General features: G+C 47.1%; 17 protein-coding genes and 2 riboswitches. Of the genes, 10 read left to right on the forward strand and 7 right to left on the reverse strand.

Translation table 11 applies throughout. The features are described from left to right. Positions 1-7 precede the first annotated feature (7 nt). Positions 8-979, reverse strand: coding sequence for a LacI family DNA-binding transcriptional regulator (locus C1T21_RS24705; RefSeq protein ID WP_103050133.1), 972 nt, complete (start codon positions 977-979; stop codon positions 8-10). A 216-nt stretch (positions 980-1,195) separates the two neighbouring features. On the opposite strand from C1T21_RS24705, the gene C1T21_RS24710 reads away from it, so the two are divergent. Continuing rightward, positions 1,196-2,653, forward strand: coding sequence for a glycoside hydrolase family 1 protein (locus C1T21_RS24710; RefSeq protein WP_103050134.1), 1,458 nt, complete (start codon positions 1,196-1,198; stop codon positions 2,651-2,653). Positions 2,654-2,821: 168 nt separating this feature from the next. After that, a riboswitch (glycine riboswitch) is annotated at positions 2,822-2,898 on the forward strand. Positions 2,899-2,916: 18 nt separating this feature from the next. Beyond that, positions 2,917-3,011, forward strand: a riboswitch (glycine riboswitch). A 160-nt stretch (positions 3,012-3,171) separates the two neighbouring features. After that, positions 3,172-4,590, forward strand: a complete 1,419-nt coding sequence (locus C1T21_RS24715; RefSeq protein WP_308411663.1) for an alanine/glycine:cation symporter family protein — start codon at positions 3,172-3,174, stop codon at positions 4,588-4,590. A 57-nt stretch (positions 4,591-4,647) separates the two neighbouring features. Here C1T21_RS24715 and C1T21_RS24720 read toward each other — a convergent pair whose 3' ends face one another. The 5 genes from C1T21_RS24720 to C1T21_RS24740 all read right to left on the reverse strand — a co-directional run bounded on the left by C1T21_RS24720 (position 4,648) and on the right by C1T21_RS24740 (position 10,111). Continuing rightward, a complete protein-coding gene (locus C1T21_RS24720) occupies positions 4,648-5,820 on the reverse strand; it encodes an iron-containing alcohol dehydrogenase (protein WP_103050135.1) in 1,173 nt (390 codons plus the stop codon). A gap of 148 nt (positions 5,821-5,968) precedes the next feature. Continuing rightward, positions 5,969-6,796 (reverse strand): carbohydrate ABC transporter permease, encoded by an 828-nt coding sequence (locus C1T21_RS24725; protein ID WP_023989996.1) that lies wholly within the window; start codon positions 6,794-6,796, stop codon positions 5,969-5,971. A gap of 22 nt (positions 6,797-6,818) precedes the next feature. Next, a complete protein-coding gene (locus C1T21_RS24730) occupies positions 6,819-7,694 on the reverse strand; it encodes a carbohydrate ABC transporter permease (protein ID WP_103050185.1) in 876 nt (291 codons plus the stop codon). Positions 7,695-7,725: 31 nt separating this feature from the next. Next, entirely contained in the window at positions 7,726-9,009 is a 1,284-nt protein-coding gene (locus C1T21_RS24735; RefSeq protein ID WP_103050136.1) for an ABC transporter substrate-binding protein, read from the reverse strand. A 229-nt stretch (positions 9,010-9,238) separates the two neighbouring features. Continuing rightward, on the reverse strand, positions 9,239-10,111 hold the full coding sequence (locus tag C1T21_RS24740; protein ID WP_103050137.1) for a LysR family transcriptional regulator: 873 nt from the start codon (positions 10,109-10,111) through the stop codon (positions 9,239-9,241). 198 nt (positions 10,112-10,309) lie between these two features. Between C1T21_RS24740 and C1T21_RS24745 the strand changes: the two genes are divergently transcribed. The 7 genes from C1T21_RS24745 (at position 10,310) to C1T21_RS24775 (ending at position 17,440) form a co-directional block, all read left to right on the forward strand. Further along, positions 10,310-11,149 (forward strand): ACP S-malonyltransferase, encoded by an 840-nt coding sequence (locus C1T21_RS24745; protein ID WP_258012615.1) that lies wholly within the window; start codon positions 10,310-10,312, stop codon positions 11,147-11,149. Then, a complete protein-coding gene (gene mdcA, locus C1T21_RS24750) occupies positions 11,146-12,792 on the forward strand; it encodes a malonate decarboxylase subunit alpha (RefSeq protein ID WP_103050139.1) in 1,647 nt (548 codons plus the stop codon). Before C1T21_RS24745 ends, mdcA begins: the two co-directional genes overlap by 4 nt. A 4-nt stretch (positions 12,793-12,796) precedes the next feature. After that, positions 12,797-13,621: a triphosphoribosyl-dephospho-CoA synthase gene (locus tag C1T21_RS24755; RefSeq protein ID WP_103050140.1), complete on the forward strand. Its 825-nt coding sequence runs from the start codon at positions 12,797-12,799 to the stop codon at positions 13,619-13,621. 27 nt (positions 13,622-13,648) lie between these two features. Further along, positions 13,649-13,948 (forward strand): malonate decarboxylase subunit delta, encoded by a 300-nt coding sequence (locus tag C1T21_RS24760; RefSeq protein WP_103050141.1) that lies wholly within the window; start codon positions 13,649-13,651, stop codon positions 13,946-13,948. Next, positions 13,938-15,611 carry a biotin-independent malonate decarboxylase subunit beta gene (mdcD, locus tag C1T21_RS24765; RefSeq protein WP_103050142.1) on the forward strand — a complete coding sequence of 558 codons (1,674 nt, stop codon included), beginning with the start codon at positions 13,938-13,940 and terminating at the stop codon, positions 15,609-15,611. The genes C1T21_RS24760 and mdcD overlap by 11 nt, the downstream gene beginning before the upstream one ends. Beyond that, positions 15,605-16,225, forward strand: coding sequence for a malonate decarboxylase holo-ACP synthase (locus tag C1T21_RS24770; RefSeq protein ID WP_103050143.1), 621 nt, complete (start codon positions 15,605-15,607; stop codon positions 16,223-16,225). Before mdcD ends, C1T21_RS24770 begins: the two co-directional genes overlap by 7 nt. An 87-nt stretch (positions 16,226-16,312) precedes the next feature. Next, a complete protein-coding gene (locus tag C1T21_RS24775) occupies positions 16,313-17,440 on the forward strand; it encodes an acyltransferase family protein (RefSeq protein WP_103050144.1) in 1,128 nt (375 codons plus the stop codon). Positions 17,441-17,572: 132 nt separating this feature from the next. Here the strand turns inward: C1T21_RS24775 and C1T21_RS24780 are convergent, their stop codons facing one another. Continuing rightward, complete coding sequence (locus C1T21_RS24780; RefSeq protein WP_103050145.1) at positions 17,573-19,051, reverse strand: PTS transporter subunit EIIC; 1,479 nt, start codon at positions 19,049-19,051, stop codon at positions 17,573-17,575. Positions 19,052-19,368: 317 nt separating this feature from the next. On the opposite strand from C1T21_RS24780, the gene C1T21_RS24785 reads away from it, so the two are divergent. Continuing rightward, a complete protein-coding gene (locus C1T21_RS24785; protein WP_103050146.1) occupies positions 19,369-20,193 on the forward strand; it encodes an MIP/aquaporin family protein in 825 nt (274 codons plus the stop codon). Positions 20,194-20,204: the final 11 nt, after the last annotated feature.

The raw sequence follows: 20,204 nt of genomic DNA on the forward strand, positions 1-20,204 counted from the left end.
CGTTACCTTACGTGGTCGTACGTTCAATGAGGCTGTACTCTAGCGAATGAAGCTCCATTTGGCGTCCAATCAGCTGAGGAGAAAGCATGAAAAAAGCATTTTGTGCTTGAGCCATGATGGGATTTTGAATCGTTGTAATCCCCATCGTATGTGCCAGCTCCGTGTTATCGAATCCGACAATCGCCAGATCTTCCGGTACGTTCAGCCGTTGTCTGCGTGCTTCGCAGAGAATACCCACTGCTACATAATCGTTAGCACATAAAATAGCCTCTGGGAATTCTTCCCGACGCTGTAACAAATCCCGTACGACCTGTTCGCCATCACGGATATTATAAATAGAAGAGTGATTCCAGTGTTGCAACACTGGCAGATTGTGCTCACTCATGATCTGTTCGTAGGCTCGTTGTCTGCTATGGGTATTGATGCTGCTCGGACGACCAAAAGCATTGGCTATACGAGTATAGCCTTTTTGTATCAAATGTTTGAGTGCTAACATATATCCTTCATACTGATCCATAGCGACGGAGCGAATATCGGTATGCTCCATTCGTTGCCACGAAACGATCGGGCCATATTTGCAATAGGTACTCAAAAAATCAGTGTCATTCACGCAGGAAATGATGACCAGCGCATCGACTCTTTTTCTTTTTAAATCCTCAAAGGCTTGAAGCTCTTTCTTTTTGTTTTCTCCAGAAGTATAAATAATGGTTTGAAATTCATATTGGCCCGCTACTTCCACAAAGCTGTCCAGAAAAGCGAGAACAATTTCATTAATAGTTGAAGTAATGATACCGATCTGAAGCGTCTGACCCTTGGATAGAGAAATAGCATTCCGATTAGGAACATAATCTAATTCCTGCATGATTTTCAAAATCTTAGCTCTTGTTTCGTGACTGACATGGGGGGACTGATTTAATACTCTGGATACCGTAGCTTTGGAAAAGCCCGCCAGTTTTGCAATTTGATCAAGATTCGACATGGTGCTTCTCCTCACATAAGAAAAAAATAAATTCTTGACATGAAACGCGTTACAACGATTAGGATGCTTATGAAGGCATTACGTCTATTTTAAAGCAACTGTCAATGCTTTTCAAAGGAGAACGGTTATCGTTAGGTATGGATTCATATTTGCAGCACTTGATGGGATTACTTGGCCAAAATAAAAATCTTAAATACGGAAAGAGGTCTTTATACTATGACTAAGACGCTAAAAGGATTTCCGAAAAACTTCTTGTGGGGCGGGGCAACGGCAGCCAACCAATTGGAAGGTGCTTTTGACGTAGATGGAAAAGGTTTGTCCAGCGCAGACATGATTGCCTATGTACCCAAAGCGGAACGTAAGAACGATCATGCTATAGAGATTTCGTCCGAGCGACTCGAAGACATTTTGGCAGGCAAAGTCAATGCCCGTTTTCCAAAACGTGAAGGGGTAGACTTTTACCACCATTACAAAGAAGATATTGCATTATTCGCTGAAATGGGCTTCAAAGTATTCCGTATGTCCATCCATTGGTCGCGGATTTTCCCGAATGGCTATGATGCCGAGCCGAATGAAGCAGGATTGCAATTCTACGACAATGTATTTGATGAGCTGCGCAAGTATAATATTGAGCCGCTGGTAACATTGTCACATTATGAAACACCGCTAGGTCTGACGCAGAAGTATAATGGCTGGCTGGGACGTGAAGTCATACAGCATTACGTAAATTATGCCGAAACGGTGTTTACGCGCTATAAGGATAAAGTAAAATACTGGCTGACCTTTAATGAAATCAATGTAATGACCATGAGTCCGTTCACCGGTGGCGGTGTGGTTATTGACCGTGTAGAAAACAAACAACAAGCGATATATCAAGCATTGCATCATCAATTTGTAGCTAGTGCACTGGCGACCAAACGGGGACATGAGATCATCCCGGGCGCTCAGATCGGCTGTATGCTGGCACGTATGGAAAGCTATCCACATACGTGTAACCCAGAGGATATACTGAAAGCCCAGCATGAAAATCAGATGAACCTGTTCTTTACGGATGTGCATGCCCGTGGGGAATATTCCAACTACATGAATCGTTATTTTGAAGAAAATAATGTTGTAATACACACAGAACCAGGCGATGCCGAAATATTGAAAAATAATACGGTTGATTTTATCTCATTCAGCTACTATATGACCTTGACCGTATCTGCAGGTCCAGAAGGTGAGAAAGCAGCAGGAAACCTGATTGGCGGCGTGAAAAATCCATATTTACAGTCCTCTGACTGGGGATGGCAAATTGATCCGATCGGTCTGCGTGTTACGCTGAACACGTTATATGACCGCTACCAAAAGCCGCTGTTCATCGTGGAAAATGGCTTGGGTGCTTATGATAAGGTAGAAGAAGACGGTTCTGTGCATGACACATATCGTATTGATTACTTGCGTCAGCATATTGTTCAAATGAAGGAAGCGATTGCCGACGGTGTTGATCTGCTTGGCTACACCAGCTGGGGTCCTATCGACCTTGTGAGCATGTCTACTTCCGAAATGTCCAAGCGCTACGGATTTATTTACGTTGATCTGGATGATGACGGTAACGGAACGCTCAAACGCTCCAAAAAGGACTCATTTAACTGGTATAAAAATGTGATAGCAACCAATGGTGAAGAATTGTAATTCCATATTGTCTCGGGCGGGTATAGCAGAGGACATCCTAAGGATGCAATCTGCTGTACCCGCTTTTTCGATAGACACAATAATAATATTTCAGAGGGCTTCACAAACTTTTCACTTGTAATAAGCTGAAAGTTTTCTGTATAATGAATAAAAATTTCATATGTCTGGTTGATGTTTGCGGGAGATGGAACGAAAGTTCCGACCGAAGGGGCAAAACTCTCAGGTGCTTAGGCTGATTACAGCAACAAGCGGGGACCGTAAACGGACAGAACTCTGGAGAGACCCTTAATTGGGCGCCGAAGGTGCACCGCAGAGAACATCTGCTTAAACTCTCAGGCAAAAGGACAGAGACGCGAATAACCTGTGACAGGGAATGCCCTAGGCTTTTTTATGAGCTATTAGTGGCAGAAAACCTGCACAAGATGGTTGTATTTTTTCGTGCCTTTAACCTCTCCAGGAGTCGAATCAGCGGATTTGACTCTTTTTTGTTTTCTAATATGCTGGAGGAGCGGGTTGAAATGAATTTGGTACATGTGTTAGAAGCGATTAGTAGCTGGATATGGGGGGCGCCTCTCATCATTCTTGTCATGGGAACGGGGTTGTGGCTGACCATACGTTTGAAGATGCTGCAGGTATTCCGCCTGCCCCTGGCGATCAAGCTGATCGGTAAGGCCCCGAATGAAGGCAGCGGGGATGTAAGTAGTTTTGCGGCTTTGAGTACAGCGTTGGCGGCTACAGTTGGCACAGGAAGTATTGTCGGCGTAGCGACAGCCATTAAGCTGGGCGGGCCGGGTGCCTTGTTCTGGATGGTTGTTGCAGCCTTTTTTGGGATGGCGACGAAATATGCGGAAGGTGTACTTGCGGTAAAATACCGGGTGAAAGATCGGAATGGACAATTTTCCGGCGGCCCGATGTATTATATTGAGAAAGGTCTTGGACGCCGTTTTAAACCGCTGGCGATGCTGTTTGCTTTTTCGGGCATGCTGGTAGCGTTGTTCGGGATTGGAACGTTTCCGCAGGTCAAAGCGATTGTATCTTCGACTGAAAACAGTTTTGGCGTTCCGCCTATTGTAACGGCACTGATTATTGCGGTCCTTACAGGACTGGTTACTATTGGAGGACTCAAAAGCATTGCCAAGGTATCGACGAAGGTCGTTCCTTTTAAAACAGGCTTGTACGTACTGATCTGTCTCATCGTACTGATTCGGTTTGCTGACCAACTTCCTGCCGCAATTGCGCTGGTGCTCCATTCGGCATTTTCAACTACATCTGCAACGGGCGGATTTGCCGGAGCTACGATTATGCTGGCCATGCGTAGTGGGGTAGCCAGAGGTATTTTTGCCAATGAGGCCGGATTGGGGAGCGCACCGATTGCAGCTGCAGCTGCCAAAACCAAATGGCCTGCGGAGCAAGGGCTAATTTCCATGACAGGCGTGTTTATTGATACGATGGTTATTTGTGTGATGACCGGGTTGACGCTACTGGTTAGCGGTGTGTGGAGCGGGCCTACCGATGCGGGCCTGATGACTCAGCAGGCATTTTCCAGCGCATTCCCGCTGGGGGCAGAACTGCTCACAATCATTCTGATTATGTTCGCCTTCACCACTATGCTTGGCTGGAACTACTACGGGGAACGCTGTGTTGAATACTTGCTTGGGGTTAAGTGGATTAAGCCATACCGTTATCTGTTCATCGTACTGGTTGCCGGGGGCGCGTTCATTAAACTGGATGCGATTTGGTTGCTGGCAGATATCTTTAACGCAATGATGGCTTTCCCGAACCTGATTGCACTGCTCGGCTTATCAGGAATTGTAGTTGCAGAAACCCGAACCTATATGGATTCTCTGAATTCTAGTAAGAAAAAGGGCATTCTTGCAGGTGCCAGTGTAGGGGCAGCTATTCAAGTAGAAGAAAAGGGACAAACGGTTAATTCATAAATTCCAAAAGGGAGTGCCCTCAGCCACCATAGGCTTGAGGACACTCCCTTTTAAATGTTATAACGATGCACGTAAAATAGCTAAAATATCTTCTTGATTCAGCTTTTTATAATTACCAAAGCCTCCGTATTCCATTTCACGGGCTGCAATGATTGCGACTTTTTCCAATTGCTCATCATTAATATTGTAATCGGCCAGGGTGGAAGGGGCACCGAGACTTGTCCAGAATGCACTCAGGCGATCAATCCCCTCCAAAGCAATTTCCTTATCCGTTTTACCAGTGGTATCTAAATCAAACATACTGAGCATCAGCCGCTTCATGCGTGCAGCATCCTGATCCACCGTATGTCTCATCCAGTTGGGGAACAGGATCGCCAGACCGCCAGCATGAGGAATATCATATACAGCGGATAATGCATGTTCAATCGTATGCGAAGCCCAGTCCCCGAAGTAGCCCATTTGCAGTGTTCCGTTAAGGGCAATCGTTCCGGCATATAAAATCGTTTCACGATGCTCGTAGTTGTGCAAATCTTCCAGCAGCTTAGGTGCAGTTTCGATCACGGTTTGCAGCACGGAAAAGCACATACGATCTTGCAACGGTGTATTTTTAACATTGTGAAAATATTGTTCAAACACATGGCTCATCATATCCACCATGCCATATACCGTCTGATCACGTGGCACAGAGAAGGTGTTTTTTGGGTCCAGAATCGAGAATTTCGGATGTGTCACCGCGCTGCCCCATACGTATTTTTCGTTCGTTTCCCAGTTGGTGATAACAGAATCCGGATTCATTTCTGAACCGGTGGCGGCGAGTGTGAGGATGGTGCCGAATGGCAGAGCCTCGGTCGGCATGTGCTTTTTGTTGATAATATCCCACACATCGCCGTCATATTCAGCCCCTGCTGCGATGGCTTTGGTGCAATCAATAACGCTTCCACCGCCTACTGCAAGTAAGAAGTCGATTTTTTCGTTTCGGCAAATGTCGATGCCCTTCTTAACGGTGGACAAGCGCGGATTCGGTTCTACGCCGGACAATTCATGAATGTTCAGATGTAGCGGCTCTAACGCGTCTAATACCTGGTCATACAGACCATTTCGTTTGACACTTCCACCTCCGTATACCAGCAAAATGTTTTTGCCGTAATTCAGCAGTTCCTGCTGAAGTTCTTCAATTTGATTGTCTCCAAAAATTAATTTGGTGGGGTTATAATATGTGAATTTGTTCATCTGGTAAGTTCCCCTCAGTTCATAGTTCATGTTCAAATCGTAAATCGCTTATCCTGATTGCCTGTCGGATACCTAACTTCATCATGTAAGCTATTTGAAATGACGATTAACTATTATACATGAAATGAATAAGGGAATTCAAGTGAATCTAATCTTTGACCGCTCCGGCGGCAAGATCGGAAATAAACTGACGGCTAATGAAAAGAAACAAAATAATAAGTGGCAGTACAGCCAGCAGGGTGCCCGCAATGACCATCGCATAATCCGTATTGTAAATCCCGTTCAATTGTGACAGTGCAATCTGGAGCGTGAATTTACGCTCATCCGTTAAGACGATTAGCGGCCATAAATAATCATTCCAGGCTCCTATAAAGGTAAACGCGCCGAGAAAAGCGAACGCAGGACGTAGAATAGGCAGTGCTACATTCAAGTACAGTCGAAAAAAGCTGCATCCGTCCATCCGGCCCGCATCCAGCAGCTCCTTTGGAATGGATTCTTCCGCATATTGACGAATCCAGAAAATGCCGAAGGCATTTACCATCCCCGGGATGATAAGCGCTTTGAACGTACCTACCCATCCAAAGGAGGCCATCATGACAAAGGAGGGGACAAGCGAAAGTTGTGAAGGGACCATCATCGTAGCTAGCAGAACGATAAATAGCACTTTTTTGCCCGGAAAATCAAACTTGGCGAATGCAAAACCTGCCAGTGAATCGAAAAACAGAACCAATAGGGTAACAGAACCAGCTACAAAAAGGGTATTAAAAAAGGCTCCGGCAAAATTAATCTGTTGTAATACTCTCGTTATGTTATCCAAGAAGTGGCTGCCAAACCACAATTGCGGTGGAAAACGATAGATGTCTGAAGTGGTACGGGTTGCCATGACGATCAGCCAGTAAAATGGAAACATCGACAGGATGATTCCCACCAACAATCCGGCATATAAAACAAAGGATTTTGCGCGTGTCTGCATCATGTTGTGAAGCTCCTTCCCATCGTTATTTTTTACCTTGAACGAGTTTCCAGTTTATGATGGAGAATAGAGCAATGATGAGGAACATGCCCCATCCGACGGCTGCACCATATCCAAAATAGTTGTTAATGAACGACTCGCGGTACAGGTATAAAACGATGGTCATGCCACTTGCCCCGGAACCGCCGTCATTACCGACCAGGACCTGTGGCTCGGTGAAGAGCTGCATACCGCCGATGGTGGACGTAATGACCGTAAACAGAATGACTGGGCGCAGCATGGGGATGGTGATGCGGAAAAAAGCTTGCGCTCCGGTTGCCCCATCCATTTTCGCAGCCTCATACAGCACATGCGGAATACTCTGGAGTCCAGCCAGATAGATGATTGCGTTATAGCCCATCCATCTCCATACGACCATAGAAGAAATGGCAATTTGGATACCCCATGGCACATTCAGCCATTGAACCATCGGCAGCCCCAAGAGTTGCAGAAGGTAGTTGAGAAATCCGAAATTGTTGGCAAATAAGGCACCAAATATGATGGCGACAGCCACAATGGATGTCACGTTCGGCAGAAAGAATCCAACTCTCCATAAGGTGCGCATTTTCACAAAAGGTGCATAAAGGAGAAATGCAATAATCAGTGCGAAGAATAGCATCGGAATCGTTGAATACACCCAGATCACAAAGGTGTTGCCTACAGCCTGCCAAAATTCGTTATCTGTCACAAGATAGCGAAAGTTGCCCCAGCCGTTGTAGGTCATGTCTCCGATCCCGTCCCATTTGTGAAACGCCAGGTATAATGAAAAACCAATCGGAAACAATCCAAAGATGCCAAACAACAGATAAAACGGCGAGATCGCAGCATAAACAGCACGGTGCTTCCAGATTTCTCTCAGCATATGGTCCACACGCCTTTTTTGAATTTTATTTTTACCGCTGTAATTCCCGTTCAATTCGTTGCATCGTTTCCGTCCATAGTGCATCGGGATTAGCATCCTGCTTGGCGACATTGGAAAGGCGACGGGTCACAATGCCGTGGATGACAGGATAGCGCTCGCCGAAATAGCTGCTTTTGACATTACGTGCGGAGGCGGCAAAGATGAGCCCGGTGGCCTGACCACCAAAGAAAGGCTCGGGTGTCCCCATGATAGGATCGTCATAGACGCCGGGAGTGGACGGGAACAGCCCGATTTTATGGTAGGCATCCAGCTGGTGTTCCGGGTTTTGCAGCCAGGTCAGGACTTCAAAGGCTTCTTTGGGATGTTTGCTGGATTTGAGGATAGAAATGAAAGATCCACCCAGATTACCGTCCCCTCCAGGAGCACGGGCGACTCTCCATTTGCCCGCTGTATCCGGTGCGGCCTCCGTGAGAACTTGCTTCATCCAGACTGCCCCTACAAAAGAGGCTATTTTGCCGTTATTGACCGAAGCGTTCCATTCGGGAGTCCAGCCATCCGCATTGGCGAGCAGATGCTTCCTGTGGAAATCCACAGCGGTATTCCAGCCCAGACGGATGTCAGGAGATTGATTGCCGATGTAGCTTCCATCCGGCTTGAAGTAAAGGTTTGTATGCTGAGCGAGTACCTGATTGTAAACGTTTACAATATTATCAGCCAAAAACGAACGGCTTCCGAATTTCTGCTGAAGTTGTTCTCCGGCCGCCATGTAATCATCCCATGTGCGGATGGAGGCACTAACCTTTTCAGGATCACTAGGCAAGCCTGCTTGTTCAAACAGATCACTTCGGTAGAAGAGGGCGGTAGGTCCTGTATCCATGGGAAATGCAATCATTTTACCATCAGGAGTGATCCCCTGATTCCATTTCCATTCCAAATATTGATCCTTTAAGCGGTCTGCTCCGAGTTCCCTTAAGTCATAAAAACGATCCGCACTGGGGAACAGCTCCACCATCCAATCGTTCAGAGCTACGATGTCTGGTTCACCGGAACGTGCTGCGAGCGTTGTCTTCAGTTTGGCTTTGAAGTCACCGCCTATTTTTTGAGTTTTTAATTCAATGTTGGGAAATTGTTTTTCCGCTTGGGCGAGTAGTTCATCGTCAATAGAACGGTTCCAGTACCACAATGTAAGCGTTATCTTTTTTCCGTTTGACAAATTAGTTTCAGATGATTGACTTTCAGAGGACGAGGGTTCACTACAAGCACTGAACATCGTGAGAAAAGCAAGACATAATACCAGCCATTGTACTGTCTTCACATCATTTCCCTCCTTGCTGTCTGAGATAATCTGCCTGTTAAACAAGTTGTAAATGGTTTAGCTCCATCATATGAAGCTGTTACCCATTTATGTGCATTGACTTAACCAAAAACAAAAAAATTGAAACAAAGCATGTATAGAAATTAAATACTCTAAAGATATTGATCCTACTAATTCGAAGGATGATAAAACAATAAGGCAGATATTATGTCAAAAGGAATCTAAATCGTCAATGCTGAGCAATATCCTGGAAAAATCCAATGATGAATTCGAAGAACGATTTCTCTATATCGGTGTGCAGTTCCCCAGCAGGATAGGACAGATAGATTGTTCGCATACATCGAGGCTCCCTGATTTGAAGCAGCTTGATGTCTTCGGTTACGACGTTCCTCCACAGGATAGAAGGAATAAAGGAGATGCCAAGTCCTGTTTGAATCAACCCTCTTACCGTAGCCGGATCATCACTTTCAAAGACGATGTTCGGTTCAAAAGGGATATGAGTAAAAAAGCGGTCCGTTGTTTTCCTAAGCGAATTACCAGGTGTAAGGCTGATAAACTTCTCATGCTCTAGATCTTTCAGTAATACGGTGTTCTGAGCGCTCAGAGGGTGAGAATTTGGTACGCCAAGCAAAATTTCCTCCTCCAGCAGGATCGCATGCTCGTTGTCTGCCAACTCTTCGGACGTAATCGCAAAATCGTACGCCAGTCCTTTCTTCACCATCGCAGGGTGCTGGGTCAGGTTGAATCTAATTTGAGGGTAGAGATCGCGAAACTTACCGACAAGGTTGGGTAATAGCATAGAGCCAACGGCGACGTATAACGTGATTACCTCTACCTTTTCATTCTTCATTTCTTTGACTTCGGATATGCCTTGCTCTAACGCTGAGAGCGACTGATTCACTCTTTTCAGAAATTTCTTTCCATATTCATTCAGTACGATATGTTTTCCTTCGCGGTCAAATAGCTGCACACCCAATTCCGTCTCCAGGTTTCTAATCATTTTACTTAAGGCAGGCTGTGAGATAAACAATTCGTTCGCGGCACGTGTGACATGTTCATACTTCGAGGTCACTTGAAAATACTTAAGCTGCAAATAATCCATTATGGAGTAGCTCCTTTATAACCATTAGGTTATCGATTATATGTGAATATATATATTTTACAGGTATTTGCTCACTTATTACAATTGACAATGTAAGAAGTTGAATCCGCTAAAGGTGGTGAGATTCTGAACATCGTTTTTACATTTCCCGGCCAGGGGTCACAGGTTCCTGGAATGCTCCAAGATGTGCCCGAGTATGTGAAAAAGGCAACAAGTATCATCGGAAATGAACTGCGTGATGATGAGAAGGCTATGGGCTCAACGGTCTGGATTCAGACGGCACTCTTCGTTAAGGAGACGGCAATAGCCTATCGGTTGATCGAGCAGGGTATCCGGCCCCAATTCGTGGCAGGGCACTCCATTGGTGCATTTCCTGCGGCGGTCATCGCGGGAGTTCTTTCGTTCGAGGATGCGCTTCGGATCGTATGGCTCCGTGCCAGGTTGATGGAAGAAGCCTTCCCTGAAGGCTATGGAATGGGTGTGATTATGGGGCTTACGAAGGCAGAGGTTCAACAAGCCGTGCTTCTCTCCCATAGTGAGGCGACGCCAGTCTATCTCTCGAATATAAACGCAGAGCAACAAATCGTCGTATCCGGATCATTGGTAGGGTTAAATAAAGCATTTATGCATGTGAAAGAGCTTGGGAGCGCTAAAACGGCGCTTCTGAAGGTTCCGATTCCTTCACACTCCCCGCTGATGTCAGAGGTAGCCAATAAGCTATTGCTGAAAATACACACTTTTTCTTTGCGGGACGCTCAAATACCATATTTGGTGAATCATACGGGCAGAAAGACGAAAGCCAAGGAAAAAATTGCTGAGGACCTTGCCCTAAACGTAGCAAATCCCGTCCAGTGGATGGATATGGCGGCTGCCTGCGTCGAATCGGGAGCTGACTGTTTCATCGAAATGCCGCCGGGCCATACTCTTTCCAGACTTGTTAAGCAAGCCCACAAGAGTACCCGGCAAATGGCCGTGGACGAAATCGGTCTGGAAGCGACTCAGTATCTGATTAGAAAATGGAAGGAGCAAGAAGAATGAATAAAGTACTGCGATCCTGGTCACAAAAACGTGATAAAAAGCAGGAAAAGTTAGGAAAGGTGGAAAAGTGGCTCGACGGAAAATACATCGACTCCTCCCGAATTGTCGACCTGATGGAGGTGCTAATTGATCCAGGCGCGAAGGTCGTCCTGGAAGGAGATAACCAGAAGCAAGCGTCTTTCCTTTCCCAGAAGCTGCTGGAAGTCGATCCTGGCAAAGTGCATGATTTGCATATGATTATGTCCAGCATTTCAAGACCCGAACATTTGGATATTTTCGAGAAGGGCATCGCCGGGAAGCTGGACTTCTCCTACAGTGGCTCCCAAAGCCTGCGTGTTGCGCAAATGATTGATGACGGGATACTTAAGCTCGGTGACATCCATACGTATTTGGAATTGTTCGGACGTCTCTTCATTGACCTTATTCCAGATGTGGTGCTGGTAGCGGCAGACAAATCAGATCGCGAGGGCAATCTGTATACCGGAAACAATACGGAAGAAACTCCGACGATCGTGGAAGCGGCGGCTTTCAAGGATGGGATCGTAATCGTGCAGGTTAACGAAATCGTGGATGAGCTACCGCGAACCGATATTCCAGCGTCCTGGGTCGACGTCATTGTACAGGCCGAAAAACCGTACGCACTGGAAGCACTGTTTACCCGTGATCCGCAGAATATTACTGAACTGCAAATCCTGATGGGCATGATGGCGATCAAGGGTATTTATGGAAAACATCAGGTGCAGTCGCTTAATCACGGCATTGGCTTTAATACTGCAGCGATTGAGCTTTTGCTGCCGACCTATGGTGAACAGCTTGGCCTGAAAGGGAAGATTGCCAAGCACTGGGCCCTGAATCCGCATCCAACTTTGATTCCGGCGATTGAATCGGGTTGGGTCGAAAGCATTCACAGCTTTGGAGGCGAGGTTGGTATGGAGAAATACATTGCGGCTCGTTCAGATGTGTTCTTCGTCGGCAAGGACGGATCTATGCGCTCCAACCGCGCGATGTGTCAGGTTGCAGGCCAGTTCGCTGTAGATATGTTTATCGGATCAACGCTACAAATGGACTGTGCAGGTAATTCGTCTACCGTTACTTCCGGCAGATTGTCCGGTTTTGGAGGAGCGCCGAATATGGGGCATGATCCTCGGGGGCGGCGACATGCGACTCCTGCCTGGCTTGACATGATCGAGCGCCCGACGGAACTCTCCAAAGGCCGGAAATTGGTCGTGCAGATGGTTGAAACATACGGTGCCAACAAAAAGCCAGTATTTGTAGATTCGCTAGATGCCATCAAGGTGAAGGATGAATCTGGTCTCGCCATTACGCCAGTCATGATTTACGGGGATGATGTCACCCACGTCCTTACCGAGGAAGGCATTGCATACCTCTACAAGACGGACAGCATAGAGGAGAGAAAGAAGGCTCTCGCGGCAATCGGAGGCGTAACACCTTTAGGAATGGAAAGTAATGAAAGCGATGCAAGCCTGTTGCGTGACAGAGGGATCGTGGCCTATCCGGAGGATCTTGGGATCATGCGCAGACAAGCCAAGCGCTCGATGCTGGCAGCACAGACGATTAACGATCTCGTAGATTGGTCAGACGGATTGTATGATCCACCGGCTAAATTCCGGAGCTGGTCTTAAAGCCATGCTCACGATGAATCATTCAGCTTTCGCGGCTTCTCTGGCTGCCAAAGCTGTAAAGGCACTGATGGAAGAGGCTCTTCTTACGCCCAAGCCTGGACTTGTCGATGCCAGAGACAATGGCTCGCATACAGATATGTCCATCGATCTAATGCTTGCATCCGCAAGAGTATTGGAGGATACGTTTCGGGAAATAGCCATTGTGTCATACCTTCACCCGGTGGACCAGACTTTGCGTGAGCAGATCGCTCTAATCGGGCGGGAGGGCGAGAAGGTGATGCTCAGTGCAACGAACGGTGTCAATACACATAAGGGTGCCATTTGGGCCCTTGGGCTTTTAACAAGTGCACGGGCAGCCTTTCCAAGGGAGCGGGACCCACATCAGATTATGAGCATTGCAGGAAGAATCGCATCGTTCCATGACCGATACCGTCCGATGCAGCAGACGAATGGACGAACGGTTAAGAAAAAATACGCGGTAGTGGGGGCAGAGGAAGAAGCGAAGCTAGGCTTTCCGCACATCCGGGACGAAGCTTTACCTGCTTTGCTGCGCGCTAGGGCTTGTGGGAAGACAGAGGTCGAAGCACGCTTAGAAGCTTTATTGGCCTTGGTGGCATGTGTGGATGATACCTGCATCCTACACCGCGGTCAGTTGACGGATCTGATGGCGATTCAGAGTATGGCCGCAGCCTTCCTTGCAGCAGATGGATTAAGAACCCAGTCGGGCAGAAAGCTGCTCTACCGCTTGTCCGAGTATTGTAATGTTAGACAACTCTCACCCGGAGGCAGTGCCGATCTGCTAGCTGCCACATTATTTCTAATCGATTGATACTTTAATTGGAGGTGTTTCTGAAGGATGGAAAAATTACAGTTTCAATACCAGACTACGAAGCCCATCTGTAAGCCGGCACATATAGGTGTTGTCGGTTCGGGAGATTTGGAGATTATTGTAGAGCCTGTAAAAGGCCAGACCACCAACGTCAGCATTTTAACAGGCAGTGAAGGATTTGGACAAGTATGGGAGAATGTTCTGACCCGTTTTTTTAACCGTTATTCAATTACTGCTAATATTACAGTTCATGACTTCGGAGCTACTCCGGGTGTAGTAATGCTTAGATTTACGCAAGTGCTGGAGGTGCTGGATTATGCAGAATAGTTTTGTGGAGCTGAATGGACGCGAGAGAGCTAAAGCGCTGCTGGACGAAGGGACTTTCCGTGAGATACTTGGGCCGTTAGACAAAATCCAATCCCCCCACCTAGAGCCGCAAGGCATTGTTCCTCAGAGCGACGACGGGATCATTCTGGCTCTTGGCGAAATACACAAACAGAAGGTCTTGATCATTTCGATGGAAGGCGCTTTTCAAGGAGGGGGGATTGGAGAAGTCAGCGGGGCCAAAATTTCCGGAGCGCTCGAACTGGCACTGGAAGAGAATAAGAGAGGGAACAAACTATATCCCGTCATGATCTTCGATACAGGAGGGGTTCGGCTACAGGAAGCGAACTATGGGTTGTTGTCGATTTCGGAGGTTGCCACCCAGATCGTTGCCCTGCGTAAATACGTTCCTGTTATCGGATTGATCCCGGGCCGCGTAGGGGCATTTGGGGGAATGTCCATTACTGCAGAATTGTTTACCACTCTGATTGCTACGAAGAAAGCGCGCCTCGGTCTGAACGGGCCGGAGGTCATAGAGCAGGAAGCAGGGGTTATGGAGTTCGATGCAAGCGACAAAGCCTTAATTTGGAACACAATCGGAGCCAACCAGCGCTTCCAAACCGGATTGATTGACGAAATGGTGGAAGACACGACGGATGCAGTTGTCGAAGCGATTGATACTGCGCTCAAGGCACCGGCGAAGCCTGCTAAAACAGAGCAAATCGATTTCTATCTGACCCTGTTGAGCAATCTTGATCCTACAGAATCTTGGACACCTGAGCGTTATCGCGAATTTTACCAGCAGATACAGCCTGTGCAGCAGCATGTTCCGCTGGCAAAAGAGGGCGCAACCGACATGTCGGATAGTAGAGGTTATCGCTGGTTCTCCCGCTTGACGGGCATTGCTCACCCAATCAGCGATGTTCCTTCAGTGCTTGCGGCAGACGTGGATAAGAACGGGAAACTGTGCAGATATATCGCCATTGTTCCGGATGCCTCCAACCGATTCCCGCGTGTCAGAAACGGCGAGGTTGGTATGCTTGAAGGCTGGACGGTGGCTCAAATTATTAGGGACGCAATCCGTCAAGATGAGAAAAAAGAAACGAAGCGTCCGATCATTGCCATCATTGATGTACCGAGTCAAGCCTATGGCTATAAGGAAGAAATGGTCGGTATCAGTCTTGCACTGGCTGCAAGTGCAGATGCTTACGCAACCGCTAGATTAGAAGGTCATCCAGTCATCGGTGTGATTGTCGGTAACGCGATTTCCGGAGGCTTCCTCGCGCATGGGCTGCAATCGAATCGTTTGATCGCACTGGATGACAGCAAGGTCAATATTCAGGCCATGTCCAAGGCTTCTGCTGCTCGAATTACCAAGCGGACGATTGCCGAGCTTGATGAAGCTACCAAGAAGGTTCCAGCTATGGCCTACGACGTTCGTAGCTACAGTACTCTGGGGGCATTATATCAGATGCTGAGCGGTATCCATGCAGACGATCCACAGAGCAGCGATGTAGCCATCGTGGAAAAGACCGTTTCCGAGGCTATCGAGAGTACGAAAGGAGCGCCCCGTGACCTTAGCTTCCGATTACAGACCAAGGAAGCTATGGCGGGCGGGCGGACTGCAACCCGTAGCGTTCGAGATGCGCTTTTGGAGCAATGGTAATCCATCCACATGATCTGATTGAAGTGTCTAATTTGAAATATCTCTCCTTAAATGAAGACAAGGAGTGGGTAACCGCCTCGCTGAGGCGGACCCCCTTTGTGGTCGTTCGCCGATCTGATCCGTCGGCGGATGGTTATATTCCCGTCGGAGTACGTGGACAGGAACGGAATCAACGGGAAGCTGCATTTCTGGACCCGAAGGGGGTGTGCCAGATCGTGTCTCCCTACGCGATAGCGAAACATCAGATGTGGAACTCCTTGTCCACAAAGAGACGACAACAGCCTGTTCTTCAGTTGATGGACGTTGTAGCAGAAATGATGGCGGATTGGCGCTGGGGACCAGCAGGAAGTGCAGGATTCGAAATAGTGACGGGATATCCCGCTGTGAAGGCAACCAGTGATCTTGATCTCGTAATAGATGGTTCTGAGGCTATTGATTATTCTACAGCTGAAGGCCTCTTGCGCAAGCTGGAGCAGTTGGACGTTCGAATCGATATTCAATTGGAGGTGAAGGACGGCACCTACGTCTTGCGCGAGATCCTTGAGAGACGGACCAGCACCGTGGTGCTGCGAACTTCTTCAGGTCCGAAGCTCGTCCGCAATCCTTGGCAATGATGGATGTACTATACCAACGGCAAAAGGGAGGAATGCACGACCATTTGACGTAAGCCAACATAAGCTCTCAAAGGGGAAGTGCGTATTATGGAAAACACTACCGGCCCAAAAGTTAATATTAATGAAAGCGACATCTTAAAGGTGTTTGCCGTCAGCGGAGCGATCCTGCAAAGCGTTCTGGGCATGTTACTGAAGTATGCCCACACTAACACGGATCTGGCCTTACTAGGCGTTATTTATAATTTAGTGAAATATACCGCGCCAGTCTTTATTTTTGCCATCGTGTATGGAATGGTGATGAATAATCAGCATACCAGGGTATCACATTTTTACAAGGAAAAATTCAGCGAGCTCGTGATTCCTTATTTTCTGTGGGCGTCAGCCAGCTTGCTCTTCTTCCCGCACATACAGGTTAATCAACACGTTACTTCGTTTTGGACGCTCATTGAGTCTTATGTGCTCGGTAATTCATCACCGCAATATTGGTACACAGTGATGATGCTGCAATTTCAATTACTGATGCCAGTCATTATTTTCGTCTGCTATAAGTACCTGGCTAAGCCTTTACGGGTCATTCCGTTGCTTATTGTGAGCTTTATAATCTTCGGCGCCTGGGTATGGATGTATTATACCTATGTATTCCATGGAGCTTATGCGTCCAGTTTGCTATACCTTGACCGCTTTTTCGTCAGCTATTTTATATATGCTCTACTAGGCGGAATCGCTTGGGTGTTCAAGGGAAAATTCGACGGGGTGCTTCGACGGATTCAGTTCATACTCATTCCGGTGATGCTACTTATTCTCATTTGGATAAATCGCGAATTTTTCAGCTTTGGATTCAAGCATATGTCATTTGGCAATCTGATTTATCTGAAGCCGTCCATGACCTTGTACAGTTTGGTAGTGATTTTCCTGATTTACATGCTGGCAAGACATTTGATCAGCGTAAATTCCCGTTCACTTCCCTATTACAAATGGTTCTCTACTTATGCGTACAGGGCCTTTACAGCGAACGTATTCATTCTGGTCATCGTGCTGCGCTTGGTCGGTGACTTGGTAAGTCAGCTTCCTTTATTTGTAGCGTTGCTTTTGGTTTATCTGACGACTGTGGCCTGCTCCTTCGGCGTCGTCTATGCCTTTGCGCAGATTAAGGTAAAGGTATGTCGTGAACGGTTATTCTTAAAACAAAAAAGAGCGCACAGCATCAATCACTAAGATAAGTGCTTAAAAGAAAACATTACATGTAACATCCTGTATATGACACTTTAATTTAGGTGTATCCAAGTTATTGGCAGATTGACGGCAATCAAAAAGGGTATCTCGATGATTGAAGAGATACCCTTTTACTTACATCAACCGCTGTATTTCATCTTTCAGAATTTCGGACCGAGTCCCGAAAATAACCTGCAGGGTACCATTACCAAGCCTGATGATTCCCGATGCTCCGAGATGCTTGAGAGCTTGATCGTTAACCGCTTTGTCGTCTTTGACGACAAGACGCAACCGTGTGATACAGGCATCAATGCTTTGAATATTGTCTGAACCGCCGAGATAGGTTAGTATTCTGCCTGCCTGACTGGACTGATTGTCGGATGTGGCACTTGCCTTTCCAATGGGTACAGATTCGTTAGCCTCAGACAGGAGACTGTCTTCTACATCATCTTCACGCCCAGGAGTTTTTAGGTTGAATTTGAGAATGATAAATCGGAACAGAAAGTAATAGATGAGGGCGAAGACAAGCCCGACCGGGATCATTCGCAATGGGTGGGTGGAGAGTTTCATATTGACCAGATAGTCAATGAGTCCTGCTGAAAAAGAAAAGCCGAGTTTGACATCTAGTAGGTATACAACCAGGCCGCTCAGGCCTGTCAGCAGAGCATGAACGCCGTAAAGCAATGGTGCAATGAACATAAACGAAAATTCGAGGGGCTCGGTAATTCCGGTCAGGAACGATGCCAGCGCAGAACCGATGAAAATGGAAGCGACGGCTTTACGTTTTTCCGGTTTGGCCGTATGGATGAATGCGAGGGCTGCTGCTGGCAGAGCGAACATCATAATGGGGAAGAAGCCGGACATGAATATACCCGCCGATGTATCGCCTGCGAAAAAACGCGTCAGGTCACCATGAACGACCTCACCGGCAGCATTGGTGTAGTCACCAATTTGAAACCATGCGATCGAGTTCAACACATGATGCAAACCGAGCGGGATCAGCAGCCGATTGGCAATCATGAATACCATTGATCCGATTCCGCCAAAGCCGACAATCCAGTTGCCGAAGACTGCAATCCCATCTTGTATCGGACTCCAGATCATACCGAGCAGAATGGCCAGAATCATGGTCGTGAAGGCGGTGATCATGGGGACAAAACGTTTGCCCGAGAAGAAGCCAAGCCAATCTGGAAGTTGAATATTATGATATTTTTTAAACAGAAAAGCAGACCATCCACCGATAAAAATACCACCCAATACGCCCATATCCAGCTTGACGTCGTCTGGAATATATGCAAATATACCCGGCACTGCCGCCAAAATACGGGTCAGCACCATATAGGCAATGACTGCCGATAATGCGGCTACTGCGTCGCCTGCCAGACCAATGGCAACACCAATGGAGAAAATGAGCGCAAGGTTACCGAAGATAGCCCCCGCCCCCTCGTTCAGAAAAGGTGTGACATAATGATTCAGAAATCCGCCAACTCCAGGACCAAGCGGTATATCCGTTTCATAATTAATCAGGGCTAATCCTTGCAAAATCCCTGCGGCGGGTAGAGTGGCTACTGGAAGCATTAACGACTTGCCGATTTTTTGCAGAAATTTCAGCATAACATTCTTCCCTTCTTCATCGAGTTTGGGAGTGTCGTATTCGTCCTGAAATCCTTACAATCGCCCATTTTTTTACATCATAAATCGGAGAATCTAACATGGTCAACGATTATTTTAAGCTATGAAAAGACGTAAATCCGCAGTTGACATCGCTTACATGCTTATATAGTATCAAATTTAAGTTAATAATCGTGACGGAGACAAGAGAGCCACGCAGACATCCCATGGTACAGCACAGGGTTGGTTTGTGATGGCTTTTCTTTTTTTGCGCGATGAAAGCGATCGAAATCGGATGATCTATTGAGGAGGTAGGTTGTATGTCGCCATACGCAGCCGAATTCATAGGGACAATGATTCTTATTGCCCTAGGTGGCGGAGTGTGCGCAGGGGTGTCCCTGAAAAAGTCATTTGCTCACGCTTCCGGCTGGATTGTGATTGGAATGGGATGGGGGCTCGCGGTTGCTATTGGGGTGTATGCAGTGGGTGAAATCAGCGGAGCGCATTTGAATCCGGCAGTGACACTGGCGTTGGCATTTCAGGGCATTTTTCCATGGCAGGACGTTCCCGGCTATATTGTGGCTCAGCTTCTCGGGGCCATGGCGGGTGCGATAATCGTCGTTTTGCATTATTGGCCTCACTGGAAAGAGACGGAGGACACAGCAACCAAACTCAGTGTATTTGCGACAGGACCGGCTATTGATCATCCGTTTGGCAACGTGCTTAGTGAAATGATAGGTACTTTCATCTTTGTTCTTGCTCTGCAGTCATTTGGTGCCAATTCATTTACAGGGGGCTTGAAACCGCTGATTGTGGGTTTTTTGGTTGTCAGTATCGGTTTATCCTTTGGAGGCACAACGGGCTATGCCATCAATCCAGCGAGAGATTTCGGGCCGCGTCTGATGCATTATCTACTACCGATTCCCGGTAAGGGAGCATCCAATTGGAAATATGCATGGGTGCCAATTGTAGGGCCGCTGTTGGGTGGATCTTTCGCAGGGCTATTTTATCAGGCTGTTTTTAAGGGGAGTGTGACTCCGGCTTTTTGGATTTTACTAGGGGTCATCGTGGTTGTACTCTTGATTACCTTCCGTATGAGTCGAACTTATAAAAATCATAAAATGGATCACAAACTTACAGCGTAAAAACGATGGAT

The sequence above is a fragment of the Paenibacillus sp. F4 genome, assembly GCF_002894905.1.
GTDB classification, from domain to species: domain Bacteria; phylum Bacillota; class Bacilli; order Paenibacillales; family Paenibacillaceae; genus Paenibacillus; species Paenibacillus polymyxa_B.